Source organism: Secundilactobacillus angelensis (assembly GCF_012641075.1).
Taxonomy (GTDB): Bacteria; Bacillota; Bacilli; order Lactobacillales; family Lactobacillaceae; genus Secundilactobacillus; species Secundilactobacillus angelensis.
Window position 1 is genome coordinate 69,642 of the sequence record NZ_JAAXLJ010000001.1, and the last position, 21,335, is coordinate 90,976.

Genomic DNA, 21,335 nt, shown 5'->3' on the forward strand with positions numbered 1-21,335 from the left:
TCTGTCGCTTTCTCGGGATGCGTATTTTTTGTGTTAACTTCTGGAACCTACCAAGATGTATCACACATTTTAAATGTTTCACATGAAACATTTTTGTTCAAAGTTATGATTGGTCCTTTTGCAAATCGTTAAAAATAGCCTGCATATTGGTCTCAATCTGATTTAGTTCCGCGGAGTAACCCTTTAGTTGATCACCATATTTTTCAACTTTTTGCTGATCAACATTGGTTTTGTATCGTAACTTGTGCTCCAGGCTTGCCCACATGTCCATTCCAACCGTACGCAGCTGAATTTCAACGGGTGTTGAAACCGGTCCGCTACGGCGAAAGACGGGTACTGAAACTACTAAGTGCAGACTTCGGTAACCACTGGGCTTGGGGTGTGAAATGTAATCTTTTCTTTTTAACAATGTCACATCAGTTTGTTTAGTGAGTGCTTCTTCCACAGTATTGATGTCTTCAATGTAATTGGTAATCACACGGATGCCAGCAATATCAAAGATATTGTTTTTAATGGCGTCGAAGCTGAAATCATAACCCTTTTTTCTTAATTTGCGCATTAGGCTTTGAGGCGCCTTCATGCGGGTTTCCATATGATGGATGGGATTATGGTTGGTTAGTATCTCAAATTCACTGTCGAGGTTTTCTAGTTTAGCACCAAACTCCTTCGCACCAGCCTGACACTGTTGATAATAAACAAAAAATCGCCGTAAATCAGTCGTGTCATAATCTCCTAGAATTCGACTCATTTCATCAGAAATCTGGTTGATGTTAGGAACGTTATTCCGTTGCAAAATCATAGTGTTTCTCCTTTGGTGATAATGCTATTATTTTAGCACTTAACAGCGATGCAAAGAAACGGTACCAATTCTTAAAGTACACATGGTAACATTGAGTCACTTTCTTCATGTTGAGCGTCCCTTTAAGCCTCTTAGTCTCAAGGTGACCAGTAAAACTGTTCAAGTAGCGGTATTAAACAGATTAGGTTGTTTTGAAAATGACCTCTTAAGCTTGACTTTATGGGAATTAGGCGTAATATATTGGGCAATCAATGCAGCTTGAAGGGAGCCTGGGCATATGAAACGAACTTGGATGATTACTGGAATGAGCGCTAATTTTGGTCAACGATTGATTCAAAACTTGATTAAGAAGGGTAAGCTGGCAACGGCTAATGCCCAGAATGAATTGAAGATTAAATCACGTGATCAAGGTCAAGTTGATTTAATGATTAATTTGCGTGGCTAATTGATTCATAACTAAATGAATAATGACGAGAGACGGCATTGTGACGATGTCGTCTTTTTTAACGCCAAAATACTCTGTCGATAGCGATGAAAATTTCATCTACTTTCTCAACTGGAACATCCCAAACAGCCCCTTTTTGTCCAGTACTATAATCTAGCTTAAACCCGCTCGCTAACTATTTAGAAGAAACGGAGTTCGAGGTTTTCTTTCGGTTTGCAATGTTAGAAGGCACATAGCTGTCTTGCTTCTTATTAATTAGGATATCTGCGTAGTGAGCTACCTTGATATTGATCGTATCGAGGTGGGCATTAAGTTCAGCAATTTCATCTAGAGTTCGCTGCTGCTGAGCAAGCATAATCTCGTAACGTTCTGGTACCGTGGATTCGCCTTGAATGACGAGGTCAAAATAGTGCTTGATTTCATGAAGCGGCATGCCGGTTGAGCGTAAACATGTGATGAGATGCATCCATTCCAAGTCAGCGTCGTCGAAAACCCGGTGATTATTTTTATCCCGTTTAACGAACGGCAATAAGCCGTGATCGTGGTAGTAACGAACGGTGTAAGTTGTTAATCCCATCTTTTGGGCCACTTCTTGAACAGAATAAGTCATTTGTGAGTTCCTTTCTTAAGCTAAATAAGTCTCTGGTGTTGTTGACCGGTGTGTTAAAAATATCTCCATCATAGATGTTCGACCAAGTATAAGGCAAGGGAAATTTAAAATAATTTTTGGTGCTTATCGCCCGCCATACTGCAGGTATCTTTACAACGCACGTAGATGTTAGGGGTTGCATTACAGTAACTATAAGGTGATATACTAGATTAATCTAATGCTAGATTTACGAAATGGTTCTCTTTGAGACTAGTAAAAAGTTAATTAGAATCGAAATTTTCATCGGTGATTGACGCAATTATTCGTTCCCCATCATGTTGGATGTGAGCCAACTATATTGGACAGATTCAGTGTATATATCCGTTAGTGGTTAGGAACAAGAATCGTTGACAAAATCGCGTATGACTTGTAATCTAACCAATTAGTTAGTAAATGTTGTCAATTAAGTTAACAGGTTTAACTAATTATTCAGCATTAAATTTGTAAGAGAGAAGGCATTTTCGTGTTAGAGAAAACCGTGTATCGACAATTATTGAGCCGTGCATTTGATATCACTATTTCAGTAACCTACTGGGATGGTAAAGAGGAAACTTATGGTGACGGTGAACCGGTTGTTAAAATCCGGTTTAATGAGGAACTTCCTTTGAAGAGCTTCACTGACGAGCCGACTTTGACACTAGCCGAAGATTACATGAAGGGTGCTATTGAAATTGATGGCAGCATTGAAGAACTAGTTGCTTCGGCATTCCGCACGGATCACAGTTTTTTAACTAATAATCCATTTATCAAGCATTTTCCAAAGCGTTCACATTCCGAAAAGAGCAGTCAAAAGGACGTTCAGAGTCACTATGATATTGGTAATGACTTCTATGAAATGTGGCTGGATAAGACCATGACATACTCATGTGCCTACTTCGTACATGACGACGATACCTTGGAAGAAGCCCAATTGAACAAGATGCACCATATTTTAAACAAGCTGAAGCCAGAACCTGGTAAGCGCTTGTTAGATATTGGTAGTGGTTGGGGTACGCTATTATTCATGGCGGCTGAAGAATATGGTCTGTACGCTACTGGCATTACACTTAGTCAGGAACAATATGACTATACCCAGCAACAGATCAAAGACCGTCACCTGGAAGGTAAGGTCGACGTATTACTAGAAGACTATCGTGAAGTGGACGATCAATTTGATTACGTCACTTCCGTTGGGATGTTCGAACACGTTGGTAAGGAAAACCTTGGCCTTTACTTCCAGAAAGTTGCCGACTTTATGAAGCCCAATGGCCGTGCATTGATCCACGGTATTACTGGTCAACACGTTGGTGCTGGTGTAGATCCATTTATTACGAAGTACGTTTTCCCTGGTGGCTACATTCCTAACGTTGCCGAAAACTTAAAGCACATTATGGATGCGAAACTGCAATTTTCCGACCTCGAACCATTGCGACGTCATTATCAAAAGACGCTTGAGATGTGGCATGAAAACTACATGAAGGTTCAAGATAAGGCTGCCGAAAAGTACGGTAAGGAATTTGCTCGGATGTGGGATATGTATCTCCAAGCTTGCGCCGGTTCATTTGAAGGTGGCAACATTGATGTGATGCAGTACCTATTGGTTAAAGCACCAAGTGGTACTGGTCTGCCAATGACCCGTCAGTATATTTATGATGCTGATGAGAAAAAGACCGGTGTGAAGCAACTCGGTTAAGTTTCAAAGTATAGAGGCTGTGACACAACCCGGTAGATGCCAGAATATAACGTCATTCCGATGGTCTTATCGGGATGGCGTTATTGGCGTTATAGGGCCGGAATTTGAGTTGCCGAACACGATTCGGCTAGGTTAAAGCAATCAGTTCAACCGCAATATTTTACAAATTCACCTTGTTGTCGCTATGATAGACTCAGAAGCTATCACTGGAGGCGGTAATTTGACAGCAGTTCAAGTTCTAGAAACGTTTATTCAAGGAAAAGTGAACGATGAGAAATGTGAAGATACCATTGTGGTCACGCCAGAGTTTATCGGCGTCATTGACGGTGTTACGAGTAAATCCCAGTTTATGTATCAGGGACAAACGACTGGAAAATTAGCTTCGACAATGATTGCGGGTGTTTTAGAACGGTTGCCAAAAGAGGCAACTTTATCGTCGCTGATTGAACGAGTGAACCAACAGTTCGCTGATTTTTATAATCGCGTTAAGTTCACTGCTGACCGTGCTAGCCAAGGATTGCAGGCCGTGGCGGTCATCTATTCGCGGTTTCGTAACGAATTGTGGCAGGTTGGTGACGCTCAAATCAATCTGGATGGGCGGTTGCTCACCAATCCTAAAGCCAGTGACTTAGTTTTATCGAATATGCGCAGTTTGATTTTACGGCTGTCTCCTAACAGTAACGATGAGTTAGATCCCGGTCGTCAAGCCATTCTACCCTGGATTTTACAGGCCACGCAGTTTGCGAATTCGACTGATCGTGAGTGGGGGTATGCCATTTTTAATGGGCAACCAATACCGGAATCCTTGCTGAAAATTTATCACTTATCGGCGGAATCTCATCAAATTGTGCTTGCCAGTGACGGCTATCCGAAGTTGGCGGAAAATTTAGCGGACTCCGAAGCCGCCCTCGCCAATGTCTTGGAAAATGATCCCAGCTGCAGCCATGAATACCGTTCAACTAAGGGATTGAAGAAGGGGAACCGTTCGTTTGACGATCGTAGTCTGGTTCACTTTAAGGTTTCCTCCGCTAATGATGAATAATTAAATATAACGCAAAGGCGCCTAGATTTATCCAATAATCAATCATTGGACAAACCTAGGCGCCTTTCATATTAAGTTGACTTAAAAATTATTTTTTCGTATTACTTGCATTGCGCTTCGCATCACGGATGATTTTCATCGCCCGCTTACGAGTCTTTAGACTGGGACTCTTAAGTCGACGGTAAGCGCTAGCCATATCGGTTTTTTCCATCATAGATCTCCTTGTTTTCTACCAAGAAGCTTTACGGACACCAGGAATTTGACCTAGATGCGCGTACTTCCGGAAATTCAGACGGGACATATTAAACTTACGCATATAACCCCGTGGACGACCGTCTAAGCCGTCACGATTACGTAGCCGGTTAGGGTTAGAATCCTTCGGCAAGCGCGCCAAAGCTTCATAGTCACCCTGAGCCTTCAGTTCCTGGCGAATGGTTGCGTACTTAGCAATCAATTCGCGTTGCTTGTTATACTTTGCAATCTTAGATTTTTTTGCCATATTTTCCTCCAATGACTTAGTGATGTAGGTGTACCAAACTCATTAAGTAATTGCTAGGTCAACGGTGTTAGTAACCCTTTATTTCGTCACAACAATGTTATTAACTTACCAATAATTAGTAGAAAATGCCACTAATTTGTCTTAACGTAACTAAACTGTAATAATTACTCTTTACATGAACGATTTCATGAAACCAAGTATGTTAAAATTAACTTTAGTTATTTGAGGTGCTGCAAGGGCACCTGGAGAGAGGAGTTTTAAAGTGGGTCATACTAAACCAAGCGGCTTATTTTTGCTGTGGATGGGTGCGGCGATTTCGATTGCTGAAATTGTTACGGGAACGCTTATTGCGCCACTGGGCTGGAAGAGTGGACTACTAGCGATTTTAATTGGTCATGTCATTGGCTGTTTTGTTTTCTTGCTGCCAGCCGGCTATTTGTCAGCACAACAGAATCGAACAGCTATTCAAACGACTCAAACGGTATTTGGTCAGCCAGGTGTTTGGTTGTTTTCAGGGTTAAATGCATTGCAATTGCTGGGATGGACAGCTGTGATGATCGTTAATGCTCAATTGGCGATGAACGGGTTGTCGAAGGTACTGTTTAACTACCAATCAGTGATAGTGATGTCACTAATTGTTGCGGTTTTGATTATTCTTTGGCTATTAATGGATCACGATTGGCTTTTTAAAGTCAATAACGTCATTGTTGTGCTCTTAGCCCTGGGGATGGTATTGATGTTGTGGACAATCATTAAAGAGGGTCGGTTGCAAAGTAGTGCTAACTTGGCACCACTCAGTTTTGGCAGCGCAGTTGAACTAAACGTGACGATGGCACTGTCCTGGTTACCACTGATTGGTGATTATACTCGGCATACTGAACGCCCATTTCAAACGTCGATGGCCAGCGTGAGTGGGTATTTTATTGCTAGTGTTGCCATGTTCTCACTGGGCATGTTCACTGTTATTTTGACGGGGCAGTCAGACTTTACAACGGTTTTATCTCATTCCAGTTTGGGAATGATCGCTCTCTTGGTCATCGTGTTCTCAACCGTAACCACAACCTTTATGGATGCCTATTCAGCTGCGACGAATATTGCTAATTTGGTTAAGACTAAAGCAGTGAATTTCATTGCGATTGGCGTAACGGTTTTAGGGTTACTGATCGCGCTGTTTGTTTCAATGTCTTACTACCAAAATTTTCTGTACGCGATTGGTGCGGTGTTCACACCGTTATTCGCGATTCTGTTTGTCAGCGTCTTCTTAATGCATCAACGCCTGTCACTACCGCTTAACTTTATTTGGTGGTTCGTTGGCGTGATTGGCTATTCCTGGCTACAGAAGCTGGACTTTTTCTTAGGCACCACGTTCTTTTTGTTATTAGTTCTGGGTCTGGGCGTTTACCTGACCGGATTAGTGACGAAAAAGTATCCGTTAATCACAGATTAGAAAAACCAGTTCAATTACCAGTCGGATGACTGATAGTTGAACTGGTTTTACGTTATTGTTTTAAATGATATGGTAATCGCTATCCGTTAAAACGAAGCTGTCCTTGATGCCAGAAGTGATAGCGACTTTGAAATCGCGCGTAACGAAAATGGCGTCTAAACCAGGCTGCTTTTCAATTAATGGCATTCCCTTATCAATATCTTGATAGAAAGCTTCAGTGGTCCAGATATCACCATCGATAGATAGGTCACTCACAATGGTGACACTCTCCAAATCGTTTTGAATGGGGTAGCCCGTTTTAGAGTCAAACATGTGATGGTAATTGTGCCCGTTAATGACAAGATAACGTTCATAGATGCCAGAGGTTACAACCGATTTAGCAGGTGTGGTGAGAACCCCTAAGGCGACATGACGCTGCTGCAAAGGGTTTTGTATCCCAATACGCCACAGGCCATTAGGACGGGTACTATCACCGACTAACAAAATGTTACCACCAAGGTCGACAATGCCGCTTTGAACGCCGCGGGAAACCCACAGATCCTTGATAGCATCAGCAATATAACCCTTGGCGATGGCGCCAAGGTCGATCTCCATGCCAGCTTTGGTCAAAAATACCGAGTGGCTATCATCGTCTAATTTGATATCCGTTGGGTCAATGAGTTGGAGCCGTTTCTTAATGTCTTCATCCGCGGGCAAATTAGCGCCATCAAAGCCAATTTTCCATAATTTTACCAGGGGGCCAATGGCGGTGTTAAAGCCTAACTGCCATTGACTGACTTCAACTGCTCGTTTGATCAGTTGGTAAGTAATATCTGACACTTGGATGGCTTTGTGCCCTGCCGCGTGGTTAATCGACATCACTTCAGAGACTGGACGATTAACCGTTAGAATATCTTCGTAGTGCTTGATTAATTCGTTACCCGCGTCTAAGTCAGCCGTTGTTGCTGGTTCATTCACCGAGAGCGTAATTGCTGTGCCTAAGCCATAATATTGTTTTTGAATCATCTAGGGTCACGCCTTCCATAAAATGCTTGTGATTTTAAGATAACACAAAATCAGTAGGCGGCCTAACTTGGTTGATTTTGGGAACCAAAAAGGCCCCATTTCGAAATTATCGAAATGGGACTCTTTGTGCTGAATGACTAGCAGTTCAATTCTGACATTGATTGACTGAGTGATCATTAGGCTAGGACGATTTTATTTGCCAAATTATCATCAATCGGCATCAACGTTGTCAGCCTCGTGGCTAATCATAAATCGTCTAAATGATGAGAATGAAATTTGCGCTTCTATCGTTCGGTTAGATGCCTTGATTATGCCATACAGAATTGCCGTTGCTTGATGAGCAAAACTTGTCAGTAGACGTGTAGCCATAACCATTATGTAGTAGTTTCTTCCATACGCAAGCCCTCCATATCTAGTTTTGACAGAGACATATGTATGCAATTTTAAGCTGGTAACTGTCACCTCCCAAAGTCAAAGGGAGCCCCCTAATTGCTCCCTTTGATAAGTTGCAGTTACTATAACATTAAAATCAAATGAGTTCAATATTAAAAACAGATTAAATTGATAAATTGCAACTTTTCCTATCTTTCTCTGAGCTTGCCATTTAATTCTGAGCGGCGTAACTTAAATGATGTATGAAGAGAAAAGAGAAGAGAGGGTCAAAAATTGAAAGTTGAAAAACTGGACAACTTGACTGAAGCAGATAGAAAGTCGTTGATGGCCATTTGGCTCGCAGGTAATTTAGATGCTCACCCGTTTATTGCGGCCAGTTATTGGCACGGGCAGGCCGCCAAAGTTGCTGATCAGTTAGCCCAGGCAAGCATTTATGTGGTTAAACAGGATCATCAAATCGTTGGCTTTGCTGGGATGCAGACGCATTATTTGGCAGGAATGTTTGTTAAACCAGGGTTTCGCGATAATGGGATTGGCAGCCTACTGTTGTTTGCATTGAAATCAGACTACAAGCAGGTTCGGCTGAACGTTTATGAAAAGAATCCTAAGGCGATCCGCTTCTACCAGCGACATGATTTTGTGGAAAACAAGCGTGGCGTGGATCCGGATACGGATGAAGTTGAATTAACAATGAAATGGCAAGAATAGTTTAGGCGTTATTACTGATAGGTTGAATGGCTTCTTACCCCTAGTCTTACATCGCCTAAAAGGATTATAATAGATAGGTAATTAAGCAATTCGGCTCGATTTTTATTCGATATTATAACAGGGGGCAATATGTAATGGGGATCATTTTAGTGTTTATCTTTACTCTCATGACTATTATGGGGGGATTTTCATGGTGGTATGCTGCTCACTATAACGGGTTAGTCGGTACTACGCGAATCCTAACGATCATCAGTGTATTGGGGCTGTTATTTAGTTTCGGGTACGTGTATAAAAATGGCTGGATAAAGCCAAGACCGACCCAAACGTCACAAAGACGTAATGTTCGTTCCAATCAATATTTTGAGCAGAAAAGCTCAGAATCAGCTTCGCTTGTGCAGCTTCATAAGAATGAACAAAACGTGCTGCAGCAACTACAGAAATCGTATCAGAATAGCGTTGGTGATGTGACTTTTAATCAGGATAACAAGACGTTTACAATCACGCCAACCAACACCAAGTACGTCAAAGCGATTAACACAATGTGGAAGTATCCCAAGACCAATGCAAAATCAATCAAATCAATGTCAGATAACTATTTGAAGATGTCTAAATCAATCGATAAGTCATTGAATGGTAGTTATACGTTCCAGGTGAAGAAATCAAAGACTGGACCAGTGATTTTGTCAGTGAAAAATGGCAAAGTAACGCTTCTGCATGAGAGTCAGCAAAATTAGTAGATAATAAAAGCAGCCTTGATCCGATAACTAACGGACCGAGGCTGCTTTTGATATTGGACTATTCCGCGGCAGTTGGTTTTGAAACGCCAGCTGTTTTTTGCTGGTCGTAAACAATTCGAGTATGTTTAGTGACCCGTGTCAGAATTAAGTAGTGATCGTCATTCACGGTCGAACTGTAGCCCCCATAATAGTGGCCATCAATATGAGTTGGCTGGATGCGTTTATTGAAGGTGTAATTAGATAGTGAAAGCTCGCTGGCCATAATAACGTTGGCATCACCGTACTGAACGGTTTTTACGGGGTAGAGTTTCAGGCCAAACTGTTCACCGCGAGCTTGTTGGTTGGCCGTTAATGGATAGGCACTAGGTGCTGCATAGTTGCTGGGATTATCGTGAATGGCCTCGTTGATTTTTAAGTACTGCTGTAACGCTTTGACTTGTGTCGGGTCACTTTTAGAGGCTTGTAGCCGTTTTAAGTCGGTCTTAATACCATCAATACTATCTTTCACCTTAGTTTGCTGGGCGCTAACACCAGTCTGAAATGCTTTGCGATCCTGATTCTTCGCCCATTTGAGTAGTGTTGGTGTGGGCATTTTGGATACCTGACGTAGGGTTACCTTATTCTTACCAGTTGGTAGCATGTAAGTGGTGGCTTTGCCGTTTTTAAGGATGAAAATACCATTTACAGCACTATTTCTCGTGACTTGAGTTTGATCCTGAGAAAAATGATACCAAACCCGTGCCTGATGACCTTGCCCTGATTTAACTAAGGCCAGCTTATTGACGGGTTGGGTTTGCTTTTGTTGATTGCCACAAGCGGTCAATAGGGCGCCTGCGAGTAGAATTAAAATGCTGAATAAAAAATGTTTAAAGCGAAACAATGGACTGCCTCCTATGTCTGACAGAAAAGACCTAATCTAAGTAGAATTCCATTCTACTATAAAACGGGAAATAATCATATGAACCTGATTAAATAATGAAAGGAAACAGTCTGATTTAGTTACGAAATCGCTTTCAAATAATCTGTGTGAAAGTGTAAACGATACAAAAAAATATTCATTTAAATTGTGCAAAATCAAATTAAGCCTTATATAAGCTAGCAATGCCCAGTATATCAACCTCATAAGAAAATATAATGGCTTGGTAAGCGTTTGACTATAACGGAAAACAGGAAGTATTGTACAGTTGTTAGTGAATAACATCACTAAACGATACTTGTTGGTAGTATACATTATTCACAAATCAATGGAGGTCAAAACAATGGCAGATTACAGAATTGAATCAGATACGATTGGTGAAGTTAAGATCCCTTCTAACGCACTCTGGGGTGCTCAAACTGAAAGAAGTCGTAACAACTTCCCAACTGGTGAAAAAATGCCGCTTGAGATTATCAAAGCGTTATTACAGATCAAGAAAGCTGCAGCTACCGCTAATAAAGAATTAAAGAACATTGATGGTGCCAAAGCAGACTTGATTGTCGAAGCAATCGATACGCTGCTTGCACTTGACGATGAAGACTTGCGTAAAGATTTCCCACTGGTTGTGTACCAAACTGGTTCAGGTACTCAAACCAACATGAACGTCAACGAAGTCGTTGCTCACCAAGCAGCTAAAATCAATGCTGACATTGAAATCTTACCTAATGATGATGTTAACAAGGGTCAAAGTTCTAATGATATCTTCCCAACGGCCATGAACATTACCGCTGCTAAGGCTGTTAGCCATTTGGAAGAATCAACTCAACACTTAATTGATGAATTAAAAGTTAAACAAGAAAAATACTGGAAGACCGTTAAGATTGGCCGGACCCACTTACAAGATGCAACACCATTAACCTTTGGCCAAGAAGTTTCTGGCTGGGTCAGTGCTTTGGAACATGATTTGGATTACCTGCAAACGTTAGGTAAGACACTGAGTGAATTAGCAATGGGTGGTACCGCTGTTGGTACTGGTTTAAACGCCGCACCTGGTTTTGCTGGTATTATTGCTGACAAGATGGGCGAAGTGTACGACCTACACTTTACTGCTGACACCAACAAATTCTATGGCTTGGCTCACCACTCAGGCTTAAATGTCGTCCACGGTGCTATCAAGACGTTAGCTGCCGATTTGATGAAGATTGCTAACGATGTTCGTTTCTTAGCTTCTGGTCCTCGTGCCGGTTACGGTGAATTGAACATTCCTGCTAACGAACCTGGTTCTTCAATCATGCCTGGTAAGGTTAACCCAACTCAAGCTGAAGCCATCACCATGGCCGCTGTTCGGGTAATGGGTAACGATGTAGTCGTTGACCTAGCTTCAAGCCAAGGTAACTTTGAAATGAACGTTTACAAGCCAGTTCTGATTTCTGCTTTCCTTGAATCAGCTGAATTACTTGAAGGTACGATGCGTGGCTTTGCCGACAAGATGATTCACGGTCTGTCTGTTAACTCAGAACGGATGGAAGAATTAGTTGACCGTTCATTAATGACTGTTACTGCATTATCACCACACATTGGCTATCACGAAAGTGCCACTATTGCTCAAGAAGCATTAAAGGAAGGTACTTTACTGAAGGAAGCTGCTTTGAAGTCTGGCTTGCTGACAGAAGAAGAGTACGACAAGTGGGTTGTGCCGATTAACATGACTAACATCGATCAAAAGTAAATTAAACACAGTGATACACAATTAAGAATAGGAGTAATAACATGGCTGAAAAATTTCATTTCCAACCAACCCCACTCACACGATTACGCAAGCACTATGATGTGATTGTGATTGGTTCTGGCGCAGCTGGTATGACGGCCGCCATTCAGGCACATGAGCTAGGCCTGTCACCAGTTATCCTTGAAAAAATGGACAAATTGGGTGGTAACACTAACCGGGCTTCATCAGGGATGAACGCCGCCGAAACTAATGTCCAATTAAAGCATCACGTGGTCGATAGTTTCCAAGAATTCTACGATGAAACTTTAAAGGGTGGCGGTGGCCAAAACAACACCGAACTACTGAAGTACTTCTCTGAACACGCTGCTTTAGCCATTGACTGGTTGGCTGATCATGATATTCAATTGGATGAAATCACGATCACGGGTGGGATGAGTAAGATGCGGACTCACCGGCCCCACTCATTGGCTGCAATTGGCGGGTTCCTGGTTACTGAATTGTTGAAGCAAGTTCAAAAAGCCCGTATTCCACTATTCTCTGGTTTAAAGGTCACCGAGCTAACTACAGATGATGACGGTAAGGTCACCGGTGTGCGTGCCACAACTGGTAAGCAAAGCGGTCCATTGACCGCGGATGCTGTTATTCTGGCCGCTGGTGGTTTCGGTGCTAACCAAGACATGCTGGCAAAGTATCGTCCTGATTTAAAGGGCATGGAGACGACTAACCAACCAGGCGCAACTGGTGATGGCATCAAGCTGGCTCAAGCGTTAGGTGCAAAACTAGTCGATATGGATCAGGTTCAAGTCCACCCAACAGTTCAGCAAGATACACCACATGCTTACCTGATTGGTGAAGCGGTTCGTGGCGAAGGTGCCATCTTAGTTAATAAGCATGGTGACCGTTTTGTGAACGAATTGGATACCCGTAAGAACGTTACTGCAGCAATTGATGGTTTAAACGAGAACGGTGCTTACCTGATCTTTGATCAGGGCATCCGCGACCGTGCCAAGGCCGTTGAATTTTACGATTCAATTGGTTTAGTTCACACTGGTCAATCACTGGATGATTTGGCTAGTCAGCTCGGGTTTGATGCTGCTACGTTGAAGCAGACTGTTAGCGACTGGAATACCGCCGTTGCTGACCAAAACGATTCAGCCTTTAACCGAACCACAGGGATGGATCGAGACATTTCAACAGCACCATTCTTCGCCATTCACATTGCACCAGCCATCCATTACACAATGGGTGGGATTGCCATCAATCATAAGACTGAAGTGCTTAACGAAGATGGTAAAGCAATCAAGGGTCTTTATGCTGCTGGTGAAATTGTTGGGGGGCTTCACGGGAATAACCGAATTGGCGGTAATTCAATCGCTGAAACAGTTATCTTTGGTCGTCAAGCCGGTGAACAAGTATTCAACTACATTAATGAAAAATAATGCATTTTATATAGGAGAGCATGGAAAATGACACTCAATAAGGTTAATTATAAGAAATTTATCTTGCCGATAGTGGTCGGCTTGATTATCTGGTTCTTGGCACCAATTAAGCCAGCTGCTGTTTCACTTGTAGCCTGGCATATGTTAGCTATTTTTATCGCAACTATTCTTGCATGTATTACTCAACCCTTGCCTATCGCAGGGTCAGCACTTATTGGAATTACTTTATCCGTTTTGCTTGGCGTTGTTAAGATGGAAGACGCGGCTTCAGGTTTTGGGAACGACACTGTTTGGATGATTGGGATGGCATACTTCCTGTCACGTGGATTTATCAACACGGGTCTGGGGCGTCGAATTGCATTGATTTTCGTCCGTCTATTTGGTAAACGAACACTGGGCTTATCATACGCCTTGATTGGTGTGGATCTGGTTACTGCGCCAGCTACACCAAGTAACACTGCTCGTGCCGGTGGGATTGTTATGCCTATCATCGAATCTCTATCTGAGACTTTTGGTTCATCACCTAAAGATGGTACGCAAAGCAAGATTGGTTCATACCTGATGTTTACTGAATTCCATGGTGACATTATCACTTCTGGTATGTTTATGACTGCTATGGCACCTAACTTGGTTGCCGTTGCTTTAGCTAAAGGGATGCACGTTCAGATTTCATGGATGGGCTGGTTCATTGCCGCACTTGTTCCTGGTATTATTTGCTTGCTCTTGGTTCCATGGTTGATTTACAAGATGTATCCACCAGAAATCAAGGAAACACCAAATGCCAAAGAATGGGCTGACAAAGAGTTAGCCGAAATGGGTAAAATGTCGTTGCCTGAAAAGATCATGGCTTCAGTTTTCGTTGTTGCCTTGCTTCTCTGGATGATTTCTAGTTTTATTGGTTTGGAAGCTTCTACGGTTGCGTTCTTAGCCGTTGTCTTACTGCTATTGACTGGCGTTTTAAGCACTAAGGATATTTTGAATGAAACTGGTGCATGGAACACGATTATTTGGTTCTCAATTCTGATCTTCATGGCCAACGAATTAAACGTTTTAGGCTTTATTCCTTGGTTATCAAAGGCCTTGGGTACAAGTCTTCACGGTATGAGTTGGGAAATTGTCCTGGTGGTATTGGTTCTGTTCTACTTCTACAGCCATTACTTATTTGCATCAGGTACTGCGCACGTTACTGCAATGTACGGTGCTTTGTTGGCCGTTGCTATTTCAGCTGGTGCACCAGCAACCTTTGCGGCTATGATTTTAGGTTTCACCGGAGCAATCTTCGGTTCAACTACTCAATATGCTAACGGTCCTGCTTCAGCATTGTTCGGTGCTGGTTATAACAAGCAGAGCGACTGGTGGCGTTTGAACTTCGTCTTGGGCCTGGTTTACATCGTTATTTGGGGCGGTGTTGGTTCACTCTGGATGAAAGTTCTCGGTATGTGGTAAAAACGAATTTAATTTAGATACTAAAAGTTGCACTTGCTAACTAAGCAGGCGCAACTTTTTAATTTGTGATAAGCTATGGTGAATGATCTATTCTAAGGAGCATTAGGATGAACACGAAAGACTTAGCTTATTTTAAAGCATTGGTTGAAAAGCGAAATTTCACGGCTGTCGCAAAGGCCTTTAACGTCTCACAGCCCACTGTTACGCAGGCAGTTAAACGTCTAGAACGGGAATTCGAAGACGAACTCGTTCACGTTGATCGCGCACACAATCGAACTGAAATCACGCGGTCAGGATTATTACTCTACGAAAAAGCTAGCACAGTGGCTGCTAGCCTCAATTTAGCTCATCAAGAGATCGAAAACGCCAAATTATCACGAATCAGGTTTGGCTTACCACCCATTATCGGCACATTGTACTTTCCCGCACTAGCTGGTCAGCTGCTAAAAGACGGCCTACTACAGCGGTTAGACCTGGTAGAGACTGGGTCTGGTGGCCTGCTAAGCGCCGTCAAAGAAGGAGAAATCGATATTGCCCTATTGGCTTCGGTGTTACCGTTGCACGATCCCTCGCTGAACGTGATTCACATTGGAAGCCGGCCATTTGTGGCGGTAGTTAGTCGTCGCCATCGGTTGGCTAATCGAGGGAGTGTTTTCTTTAAAGAGTTAGCCAACGAAGAGTTCATTATGCTGAACCGCAAGTTTGTTCATCCTAAAGCGTTCAAAGCATACAGCCAATTTGCCGGTGTCAATCCCCCGGTCATTTATCGGACCCCAGATATCTCGTGGATTACGAGTTTAGTTAAGGAAAACTTAGGTGTCAGTTTATTGGTTCGCGACGTCGTGAGCTCTAGTGATGAATCAGAGCTATCCTGCTTGCAAATTTTGGATCCCGTTGCTGAACGGTTTAACGTCTCGATTGTCATTCGTCAAGGTTACGTATTGACGGCAGAAGAGAAGCATTTTATTGAGGAACTAAAGCAGTTAAAGATCCCGCAAAGTCAGTAAATAGAGAAAAAAACGAATTTCCGATGTCGGAAATTCGTTTTTTAGTAGTGTGCCTATCGCCTATTTTTGTTTTAAATGACTGTTGAAAATGACGAATAGATCGGTGGCACCAACTTCATGCTGGTTAACACGTTTGACCAGATTAATCAGTTCATCATCAGTGAAAGTTAGCTGATAATCGTTTAAATCAGCTAGCGCCGCCACAGCAACAGCGGCTGTTTGCAGATTCATGTGCACAAATGGTTTTCCTGAAATAATTGAATCCATCAGGAAACCGGTTTTATTCGCTACCATTTCATGTAAGCTTTGATCGTAAAAATTAGATTGCGGAACAGCAATGATTTTATCAAGTTGTTCCGCATTCTTGATACCAGGTTGTTGACCAGCCCTAATAGCGAGGCGACTATTAATGGCGGCTAATTCGTCAGCTGTTAGATAACGCATTACTTGCCTCCTATTTGATTCAATGCACTTTCAAATTGATCGATGACAGTTTCCATACTTTGGAAAAATTGTGCATCGAGCTGAGTGTCGTTTCGGAAAGAGACGTCAATTTCGTCGCCTTTTTGGACCGCTAATTTCCGAGCAATATTTGCTGGGATTGTAATTGCTAATGAATTGCCAACTTGAATGATTTGGCGTTGTGATTTAATTTCATTCATGAGTCCAAATTTATCCTTTCGTTATAACAAATTCATGATTTCTTAGAAGTAGTATAGCATATTTGGTCTATCCAATCATGGCAAAATAGTCAGGTTGCTTTAATATTCCAATATAATATTAGTGGCATTGGAATATATTTCTGAGAGAAAAGAATATTGGAAATTGCTGTATCTTTTCTATTCCTTTGAGGACGGCAAGCCAGGTAATTATTAGGGAAAATAGTTGTCAGGAATATTAGAAAACGGTTTGTCAGCTCTCATTTGGTATGCTAGTGTGTGAGCATACTAAAAACGACAAAGAGATAAGGAGGTACATCTGATGACTGTTCAATTCAATAACAACTCAACACTTGCAACCTCTTTATTAGCCTTATTATTATGACCTAGGATTTGACAATGTAACACGTCAAGTCCTGTTTGCGTTATGGAATGGGGCTTGTCGAAACAACACCCCATTCAATGCGAATGGGGTGTTGTTTTTGGTTAAAACTCAAATTTGAAGGGATGATTATTATGAGTAAACAGATTCAGTTTTTTGATACCACGCTTCGCGATGGTGAACAGACAATTAGCGTCAACTTCAGTATTGATGAGAAAGTTGCAATTGCAAAACAGCTTGAAGCATGGGGTGTTGATGTAATCGAAGCAGGATTTCCAGTAGCTTCTAAGGGCGATTTTGAAGCGGTTCAAGCAGTTTCACGTGCCGTGAAGAAGGCCTGCGTTACTGGTTTGGCGCGAGCCCGAAAAGGTGATATTGATGCCTGTGTAAAGGCGACTGCAGATGCCGTACATAAACAAGTTCATGTCTTCATTGCAACCAGTCCCATTCACCGTGACTCCAAATTACATATGACGAAGCAAGAAGTCATTGATACCATTACCGACTGCGTGTCATACGCGCATCAGTTCTTCGATATCGTGGAATTTTCACCAGAAGATGCCACTCGAACAGAACCCGACTTCCTGGTTGAATCAATCAACGCGGCAACGGCTGCAGGAGCAACCGTGATCAACATTCCGGATACGGTGGGTTACACCAATCCAGCTGAATTCGCAGCGCTCTTTAAGAACCTTCGCGAAAACGTCAACGATTTTGATAAGTACACCTTTTCAGTGCACTGTCACGATGATCTTGGTATGGCGGTTGCTAACAGCCTTGCTTCCATTGAAAACGGTGCTACTCGAATTGAAGGGACCATCAACGGAATCGGTGAACGGGCCGGCAACGCAGCGTTGGAAGAAGTTGCCGCAGCAATGTACGTTCGCAAGGATTACTACGATGCGACGAACAACATTAATATGAAAGAAACCAAGCGTACCAGTGACATGATCAGCAAATTTGCTAAGATGCCGGTACCGCATAATAAGGCCGTAGTTGGGGCGAACGCATTTGCTCACGAATCTGGGATTCACCAAGACGGCATGCTGAAGAATCCGCAAACTTACGAGATCCTAACTCCTGAATGCGTTGGCGCTCATAAGACCACGTTGCCACTTGGTAAGCTTTCCGGCTCACATGCCGTGATGACTAAGCTAAATGAGATGGGTTACGAGGTTAACCGCGATGATATGAAGGTTATTTTCCCACACTTTAAAGACAGGGCGGATCATACCGACATTGTTTCTGACGATGATCTTCGAGTGATTATGAACAAATTTAGTGAGGTGAGCGCATAATGACAGCCAATATTACAGTTCTTGCCGGTGATTATATCGGGCCAGAAATTATGGCAGCGGGTTTAAAAGTATTAGCCGCCGTTAGTGAAGATCAGGACTTCGACTATCGGCTTCATGAGATGCCTTTTGGTGGTGCTGGTATCGATCAGACAGGAGAGCCATTACCTGCTGAAACGTTGAAGGCTGCACAGCAAAGTGACGCGGTTCTACTGGCTGCCATCGGCGGTCCTAAGTGGGACGGTGCGCCAAAGACACCTGAGCAAGGACTATTGGCAATTCGCAAAGCACTGAATTTGTTCGCAAATATTCGACCAACGGAAATTAGTTCTGCTATGCAGAAGTATTCACCACTTAAAAACACTGAACCAGTGGATTTTGTGATTGTCCGTGAGTTGACCAGCGGGATTTACTTTGGTACCCCACGAGAAACAACTGACACTTACGCTTTAGACACGATGCGTTACACCAACGAAGAAATCGAACGGATTACTCGGGTGGCTTTTGATATGGCTATGAAACGGCGCAAACACGTCACACTGGTGGATAAAGCTAACGTACTGGATACCAGTAAACTATGGCGGAAAATCGTTGCTCAGATTGCAACGGAATATCCTCAAGTTACCTATGATACTAGCTATGTAGACGCAGCTTCCATGAAGATTATTGCTTCACCAGGCCAGTTCGATGTGATTCTGACCGAAAATCTCTTTGGCGACATTCTCAGTGATGAGGCTGCTCAGACTACGGGTTCGCTTGGTACGATTCCATCCATGAGCCGTGGGACAGATGGGCCATCACTCTATGAGCCGATTCACGGTTCAGCACCTGACATTGCCGGTAAAGGAATTGCCGACCCAATCTCGATGATCCGTTCAGTTGCCATGATGCTGACCCACTCGTTTAATCGGGCTGACATGGCAACGGAAATTAGCGATGCAATTAACCAGACGGTAGCAGCTGGTATCGTTACGCCGGATTTAGGCGGGCAAGCAACTACTGAAGAAATGACAAAGACAATTATTAACCATATTAAGGAAAGCAGGCATTCATATGAGCCAGACCATGTTTGATAAAATTTGGAGTAAGCACGTGATTACGGGGAAGGTTGGCGATCCGCAACTGCTGTACGTTGATTTGCACTTACTTCACGAAGTAACGTCACCGCAAGCGTTTGAAGGATTACGTGAAAATCACCGGAAAGTGCGCCGAACCGACAAAACTTTTGCAACCATGGATCATAACGTGCCGACAAAGGATATTTTTAACATTAAAGATGAAATTTCACGTAAGCAGATCGATACTTTGGGCAAGAATGCCAAGGAATTCGGCGTTCGGTTAGCCGGTATGGGGGATGAAGATCAAGGTATTATCCACGTCATTGGTCCTCAATTAGGCCTAACTCAACCCGGAATGGTCATCGTTTGCGGGGACTCGCATACTGCTACTCACGGGGCGTTCGGTTCAATTGCGTTTGGTATCGGAACTTCAGAAGTGGAACACGTCTTAGCCACTCAAACCATTTGGCAGACGAAGCCCAAGACCATGGGCATCCACATTCATGGTGAATTATCTAAGGGCGTGTATGCTAAGGACATCATTATGGGGCTGATTGCCCGCGAAGGGGTTTCGTTTGGAACTGGATATGCGGCTGAATTCTACGGCGATACCATTGAACGGATGAGCATGGAAGAACGGATGACGTTAAGCAATATGGCCATTGAAGGTGGCGCTAAGGTTGGGATAATTCGCCCTGACCAAACAACCTTTGACTACGTTGCCGGCCGGAAGTACGCACCTAAGAACATGGCTAAAGCAATCGAATACTGGAAGCAGTTTTACACGGATGACGAATCCACCTTTGATCGAATCGTTGACTTTGACGTGAGTGATTTAGCACCGTTCGTTTCATGGGGAACTAATCCTGGTATGGCCGTACCGGTTGACCAGTCGTTTCCAGAAATCAAGAATGCTGACGATCAAAAAGCCTATGACTACGTTGGGCTTAAGCCGGGCCAAACCGCACCGGAGATTCCAATTGAATTTGCCTTCTTTGGTTCCTGCACCAATGGCCGTTTGTCCGACCTGAAGATTGCAGCCTCTGTTTTAAAGGGGCATCACATTGCCCCGCAAGTTACGGCACTGGTGGTACCTGGTTCTCGTACTATTAAGGAAGAAGCTGAGAAGCAGGGAATTGATAAGATTTTCAAGGATGCCGGTTGTGACTGGCGCGAACCCGGTTGTTCAGCTTGTCTGGGTATGAATCCCGATCAAGTTCCGGCTGGTGTTCACTGTGCTTCAACTTCTAACCGAAATTTTGAAGGCCGCCAAGGTGCTGGGTCACGGACGCACTTAGCGAGTCCGGCAATGGTTGCTGCAGCGGCTATTAACGGTCATTTTGTAGATATCAGAAAGGCAGGCATCGCATAATGGAACCCATTACAACAATTACGAGTACTTCAGTACCAATCATGAAGGATAATATCGATACCGACCAACTGATTCCAAAGCAATTTTTGAAGAATATCCTGAAAGTGGGTTACGGCCGGCACCTGTTCTTTGACTGGCGCTACGAAAAAGACGGTAAGCCAAATCCTGACTTTATTTTGAATAAGCCTGAACGCCAGGGTGCCGAGATCTTAGTCGCCGGTGATAATTTTGGCTGCGGGTCTTCTCGTGAACACGCGGTTTGGGCACTAAAAGATTACGGATTTAAAGCCGTGATTGCCGGTGGCTTCAGTGATATTTTCTACATGAATAGTACTAAGAATGGTTTTCTAGCAATCACCTTACCCCGGGATCAACGGGAAATCCTAGCAGCTGCACCAGCGGATGCTAAAATTACCGTTGATCTGCCTAATCAGGAAGTACGTTACGATAGGCACCAATTTAAATTTGAGATTGATCCGCTATGGAAGCACAAGTTTATTAATGGTTTGGACGATATTGCCATTACGATGCAATATGAGGATCAAATCGAAGCTTACGAGGCAAAAATGCCACAATTTTAATCATCAAAAAAATGGTTCCCAACGTTGGCTGGGAGCCATTTTATTCGCCTATGTA

22 protein-coding genes are annotated in these 21,335 nt (G+C 43.1%); 14 read left to right on the forward strand and 8 right to left on the reverse strand.

Features of this window, described 5'->3' with window-relative positions; translation table 11 throughout:
* Positions 1 to 103: 103 nt before the first annotated feature.
* The gene (locus tag HC026_RS00295; protein WP_168923973.1) at positions 104 to 799 is read right to left on the reverse strand and encodes a GTP pyrophosphokinase; all 696 of its coding nucleotides are present in this window, start codon (positions 797 to 799) and stop codon (positions 104 to 106) included.
* A 277-nt stretch (positions 800 to 1,076) separates the two neighbouring features.
* Here HC026_RS00295 and HC026_RS00300 point away from each other — a divergent pair, with 277 nt between their 5' ends.
* Positions 1,077 to 1,244 carry a hypothetical protein gene (locus HC026_RS00300; protein WP_168923974.1) on the forward strand — a complete coding sequence of 56 codons (168 nt, stop codon included), beginning with the start codon at positions 1,077 to 1,079 and terminating at the stop codon, positions 1,242 to 1,244.
* Between the two features lie 175 nt (positions 1,245 to 1,419).
* Here the strand turns inward: HC026_RS00300 and HC026_RS00305 are convergent, their stop codons facing one another.
* On the reverse strand, positions 1,420 to 1,854 hold the full coding sequence (locus HC026_RS00305; protein WP_168923975.1) for a MerR family transcriptional regulator: 435 nt from the start codon (positions 1,852 to 1,854) through the stop codon (positions 1,420 to 1,422).
* Positions 1,855 to 2,356: 502 nt separating this feature from the next.
* Here HC026_RS00305 and HC026_RS00310 point away from each other — a divergent pair.
* Positions 2,357 to 3,565 carry a class I SAM-dependent methyltransferase gene (locus HC026_RS00310; RefSeq protein WP_168923976.1) on the forward strand — a complete coding sequence of 403 codons (1,209 nt, stop codon included), beginning with the start codon at positions 2,357 to 2,359 and terminating at the stop codon, positions 3,563 to 3,565.
* A 220-nt stretch (positions 3,566 to 3,785) separates the two neighbouring features.
* Positions 3,786 to 4,607, forward strand: coding sequence for a hypothetical protein (locus HC026_RS00315; RefSeq protein ID WP_168923977.1), 822 nt, complete (start codon positions 3,786 to 3,788; stop codon positions 4,605 to 4,607).
* Positions 4,608 to 4,695: 88 nt separating this feature from the next.
* On the opposite strand, the gene HC026_RS00320 is transcribed toward HC026_RS00315, so the two are convergent.
* Together HC026_RS00320 and rpsN are read right to left on the reverse strand one after the other, a co-directional pair.
* The gene (locus HC026_RS00320) at positions 4,696 to 4,818 is read right to left on the reverse strand and encodes a putative metal homeostasis protein (protein ID WP_168923978.1); all 123 of its coding nucleotides are present in this window, start codon (positions 4,816 to 4,818) and stop codon (positions 4,696 to 4,698) included.
* Between the two features lie 18 nt (positions 4,819 to 4,836).
* Complete coding sequence (gene rpsN / locus HC026_RS00325) at positions 4,837 to 5,106, reverse strand: 30S ribosomal protein S14 (protein WP_168923979.1); 270 nt, start codon at positions 5,104 to 5,106, stop codon at positions 4,837 to 4,839.
* Positions 5,107 to 5,368: 262 nt separating this feature from the next.
* On the opposite strand from rpsN, the gene cytX reads away from it, so the two are divergent.
* The gene (cytX, locus tag HC026_RS00330) at positions 5,369 to 6,553 is read left to right on the forward strand and encodes a putative hydroxymethylpyrimidine transporter CytX (protein WP_240890983.1); all 1,185 of its coding nucleotides are present in this window, start codon (positions 5,369 to 5,371) and stop codon (positions 6,551 to 6,553) included.
* 60 nt (positions 6,554 to 6,613) lie between these two features.
* On the opposite strand, the gene HC026_RS00335 is transcribed toward cytX, so the two are convergent.
* Positions 6,614 to 7,558 (reverse strand): FAD:protein FMN transferase, encoded by a 945-nt coding sequence (locus tag HC026_RS00335; protein ID WP_168923980.1) that lies wholly within the window; start codon positions 7,556 to 7,558, stop codon positions 6,614 to 6,616.
* Between the two features lie 666 nt (positions 7,559 to 8,224).
* Between HC026_RS00335 and HC026_RS00340 the strand changes: the two genes are divergently transcribed.
* Together HC026_RS00340 and HC026_RS00345 are read left to right on the forward strand one after the other, a co-directional pair.
* Entirely contained in the window at positions 8,225 to 8,659 is a 435-nt protein-coding gene (locus tag HC026_RS00340) for a GNAT family N-acetyltransferase (protein WP_168923981.1), read from the forward strand.
* Between the two features lie 134 nt (positions 8,660 to 8,793).
* Positions 8,794 to 9,393, forward strand: coding sequence for a hypothetical protein (locus tag HC026_RS00345; protein WP_168923982.1), 600 nt, complete (start codon positions 8,794 to 8,796; stop codon positions 9,391 to 9,393).
* 61 nt (positions 9,394 to 9,454) lie between these two features.
* Here the strand turns inward: HC026_RS00345 and HC026_RS00350 are convergent, their stop codons facing one another.
* Entirely contained in the window at positions 9,455 to 10,276 is an 822-nt protein-coding gene (locus HC026_RS00350) for a hypothetical protein (protein ID WP_168923983.1), read from the reverse strand.
* 379 nt (positions 10,277 to 10,655) lie between these two features.
* On the opposite strand from HC026_RS00350, the gene HC026_RS00355 reads away from it, so the two are divergent.
* The 4 genes from HC026_RS00355 (at position 10,656) to HC026_RS00370 (ending at position 15,933) form a co-directional block, all read left to right on the forward strand.
* On the forward strand, positions 10,656 to 12,041 hold the full coding sequence (locus HC026_RS00355) for a class II fumarate hydratase (RefSeq protein WP_168923984.1): 1,386 nt from the start codon (positions 10,656 to 10,658) through the stop codon (positions 12,039 to 12,041).
* 41 nt (positions 12,042 to 12,082) lie between these two features.
* Positions 12,083 to 13,480: a flavocytochrome c gene (locus tag HC026_RS00360; RefSeq protein ID WP_168923985.1), complete on the forward strand. Its 1,398-nt coding sequence runs from the start codon at positions 12,083 to 12,085 to the stop codon at positions 13,478 to 13,480.
* A gap of 27 nt (positions 13,481 to 13,507) precedes the next feature.
* Positions 13,508 to 14,926, forward strand: coding sequence for an anion permease (locus HC026_RS00365; protein WP_168923986.1), 1,419 nt, complete (start codon positions 13,508 to 13,510; stop codon positions 14,924 to 14,926).
* 107 nt (positions 14,927 to 15,033) lie between these two features.
* Positions 15,034 to 15,933, forward strand: coding sequence for a LysR family transcriptional regulator (locus HC026_RS00370; RefSeq protein WP_168923987.1), 900 nt, complete (start codon positions 15,034 to 15,036; stop codon positions 15,931 to 15,933).
* 60 nt (positions 15,934 to 15,993) lie between these two features.
* Here HC026_RS00370 and HC026_RS00375 read toward each other — a convergent pair whose 3' ends face one another.
* The gene (locus HC026_RS00375) at positions 15,994 to 16,377 is read right to left on the reverse strand and encodes a hypothetical protein (protein ID WP_168923988.1); all 384 of its coding nucleotides are present in this window, start codon (positions 16,375 to 16,377) and stop codon (positions 15,994 to 15,996) included.
* On the reverse strand, positions 16,377 to 16,595 hold the full coding sequence (locus tag HC026_RS00380; RefSeq protein WP_168923989.1) for an AbrB/MazE/SpoVT family DNA-binding domain-containing protein: 219 nt from the start codon (positions 16,593 to 16,595) through the stop codon (positions 16,377 to 16,379). Before HC026_RS00380 ends, HC026_RS00375 begins: the two co-directional genes overlap by 1 nt.
* Positions 16,596 to 17,108: 513 nt before the next feature.
* On the opposite strand from HC026_RS00380, the gene HC026_RS00385 reads away from it, so the two are divergent.
* Genes HC026_RS00385 through leuD form a run of 4 tightly spaced genes read left to right on the forward strand, consistent with a single transcriptional unit; the run spans position 17,109 to position 21,280 of the window.
* Positions 17,109 to 18,272 (forward strand): 2-isopropylmalate synthase, encoded by a 1,164-nt coding sequence (locus HC026_RS00385; protein ID WP_168923990.1) that lies wholly within the window; start codon positions 17,109 to 17,111, stop codon positions 18,270 to 18,272.
* The gene (leuB, locus tag HC026_RS00390; protein ID WP_168923991.1) at positions 18,272 to 19,342 is read left to right on the forward strand and encodes a 3-isopropylmalate dehydrogenase; all 1,071 of its coding nucleotides are present in this window, start codon (positions 18,272 to 18,274) and stop codon (positions 19,340 to 19,342) included. Before HC026_RS00385 ends, leuB begins: the two co-directional genes overlap by 1 nt.
* A complete protein-coding gene (gene leuC / locus HC026_RS00395; protein ID WP_168923992.1) occupies positions 19,323 to 20,699 on the forward strand; it encodes a 3-isopropylmalate dehydratase large subunit in 1,377 nt (458 codons plus the stop codon). The genes leuB and leuC overlap by 20 nt, the downstream gene beginning before the upstream one ends.
* Positions 20,699 to 21,280 carry a 3-isopropylmalate dehydratase small subunit gene (leuD, locus tag HC026_RS00400; protein WP_168923993.1) on the forward strand — a complete coding sequence of 194 codons (582 nt, stop codon included), beginning with the start codon at positions 20,699 to 20,701 and terminating at the stop codon, positions 21,278 to 21,280. Before leuC ends, leuD begins: the two co-directional genes overlap by 1 nt.
* The last annotated feature ends 55 nt before the right edge of the window (positions 21,281 to 21,335 follow it).

Coding starts and splice junctions, on each gene's coding strand:
- HC026_RS00295 (WP_168923973.1), bottom strand. CDS start 799: ATGATTTTGCAACGGAATAACGTTCCTAACATCAACCAGATTTCTGAT.
- HC026_RS00300 (WP_168923974.1), top strand. CDS start 1,077: ATGAAACGAACTTGGATGATTACTGGAATGAGCGCTAATTTTGGTCAA.
- HC026_RS00305 (WP_168923975.1), bottom strand. CDS start 1,854: ATGACTTATTCTGTTCAAGAAGTGGCCCAAAAGATGGGATTAACAACT.
- HC026_RS00320 (WP_168923978.1), bottom strand. CDS start 4,818: ATGGAAAAAACCGATATGGCTAGCGCTTACCGTCGACTTAAGAGTCCC.
- rpsN (WP_168923979.1), bottom strand. CDS start 5,106: ATGGCAAAAAAATCTAAGATTGCAAAGTATAACAAGCAACGCGAATTG.
- HC026_RS00335 (WP_168923980.1), bottom strand. CDS start 7,558: ATGATTCAAAAACAATATTATGGCTTAGGCACAGCAATTACGCTCTCG.
- HC026_RS00345 (WP_168923982.1), top strand. CDS start 8,794: ATGGGGATCATTTTAGTGTTTATCTTTACTCTCATGACTATTATGGGG.
- HC026_RS00355 (WP_168923984.1), top strand. CDS start 10,656: ATGGCAGATTACAGAATTGAATCAGATACGATTGGTGAAGTTAAGATC.
- HC026_RS00360 (WP_168923985.1), top strand. CDS start 12,083: ATGGCTGAAAAATTTCATTTCCAACCAACCCCACTCACACGATTACGC.
- HC026_RS00365 (WP_168923986.1), top strand. CDS start 13,508: ATGACACTCAATAAGGTTAATTATAAGAAATTTATCTTGCCGATAGTG.
- HC026_RS00370 (WP_168923987.1), top strand. CDS start 15,034: ATGAACACGAAAGACTTAGCTTATTTTAAAGCATTGGTTGAAAAGCGA.
- HC026_RS00375 (WP_168923988.1), bottom strand. CDS start 16,377: ATGCGTTATCTAACAGCTGACGAATTAGCCGCCATTAATAGTCGCCTC.
- HC026_RS00380 (WP_168923989.1), bottom strand. CDS start 16,595: ATGAATGAAATTAAATCACAACGCCAAATCATTCAAGTTGGCAATTCA.
- HC026_RS00385 (WP_168923990.1), top strand. CDS start 17,109: ATGAGTAAACAGATTCAGTTTTTTGATACCACGCTTCGCGATGGTGAA.
- leuB (WP_168923991.1), top strand. CDS start 18,272: ATGACAGCCAATATTACAGTTCTTGCCGGTGATTATATCGGGCCAGAA.
- leuC (WP_168923992.1), top strand. CDS start 19,323: ATGAGCCAGACCATGTTTGATAAAATTTGGAGTAAGCACGTGATTACG.
- leuD (WP_168923993.1), top strand. CDS start 20,699: ATGGAACCCATTACAACAATTACGAGTACTTCAGTACCAATCATGAAG.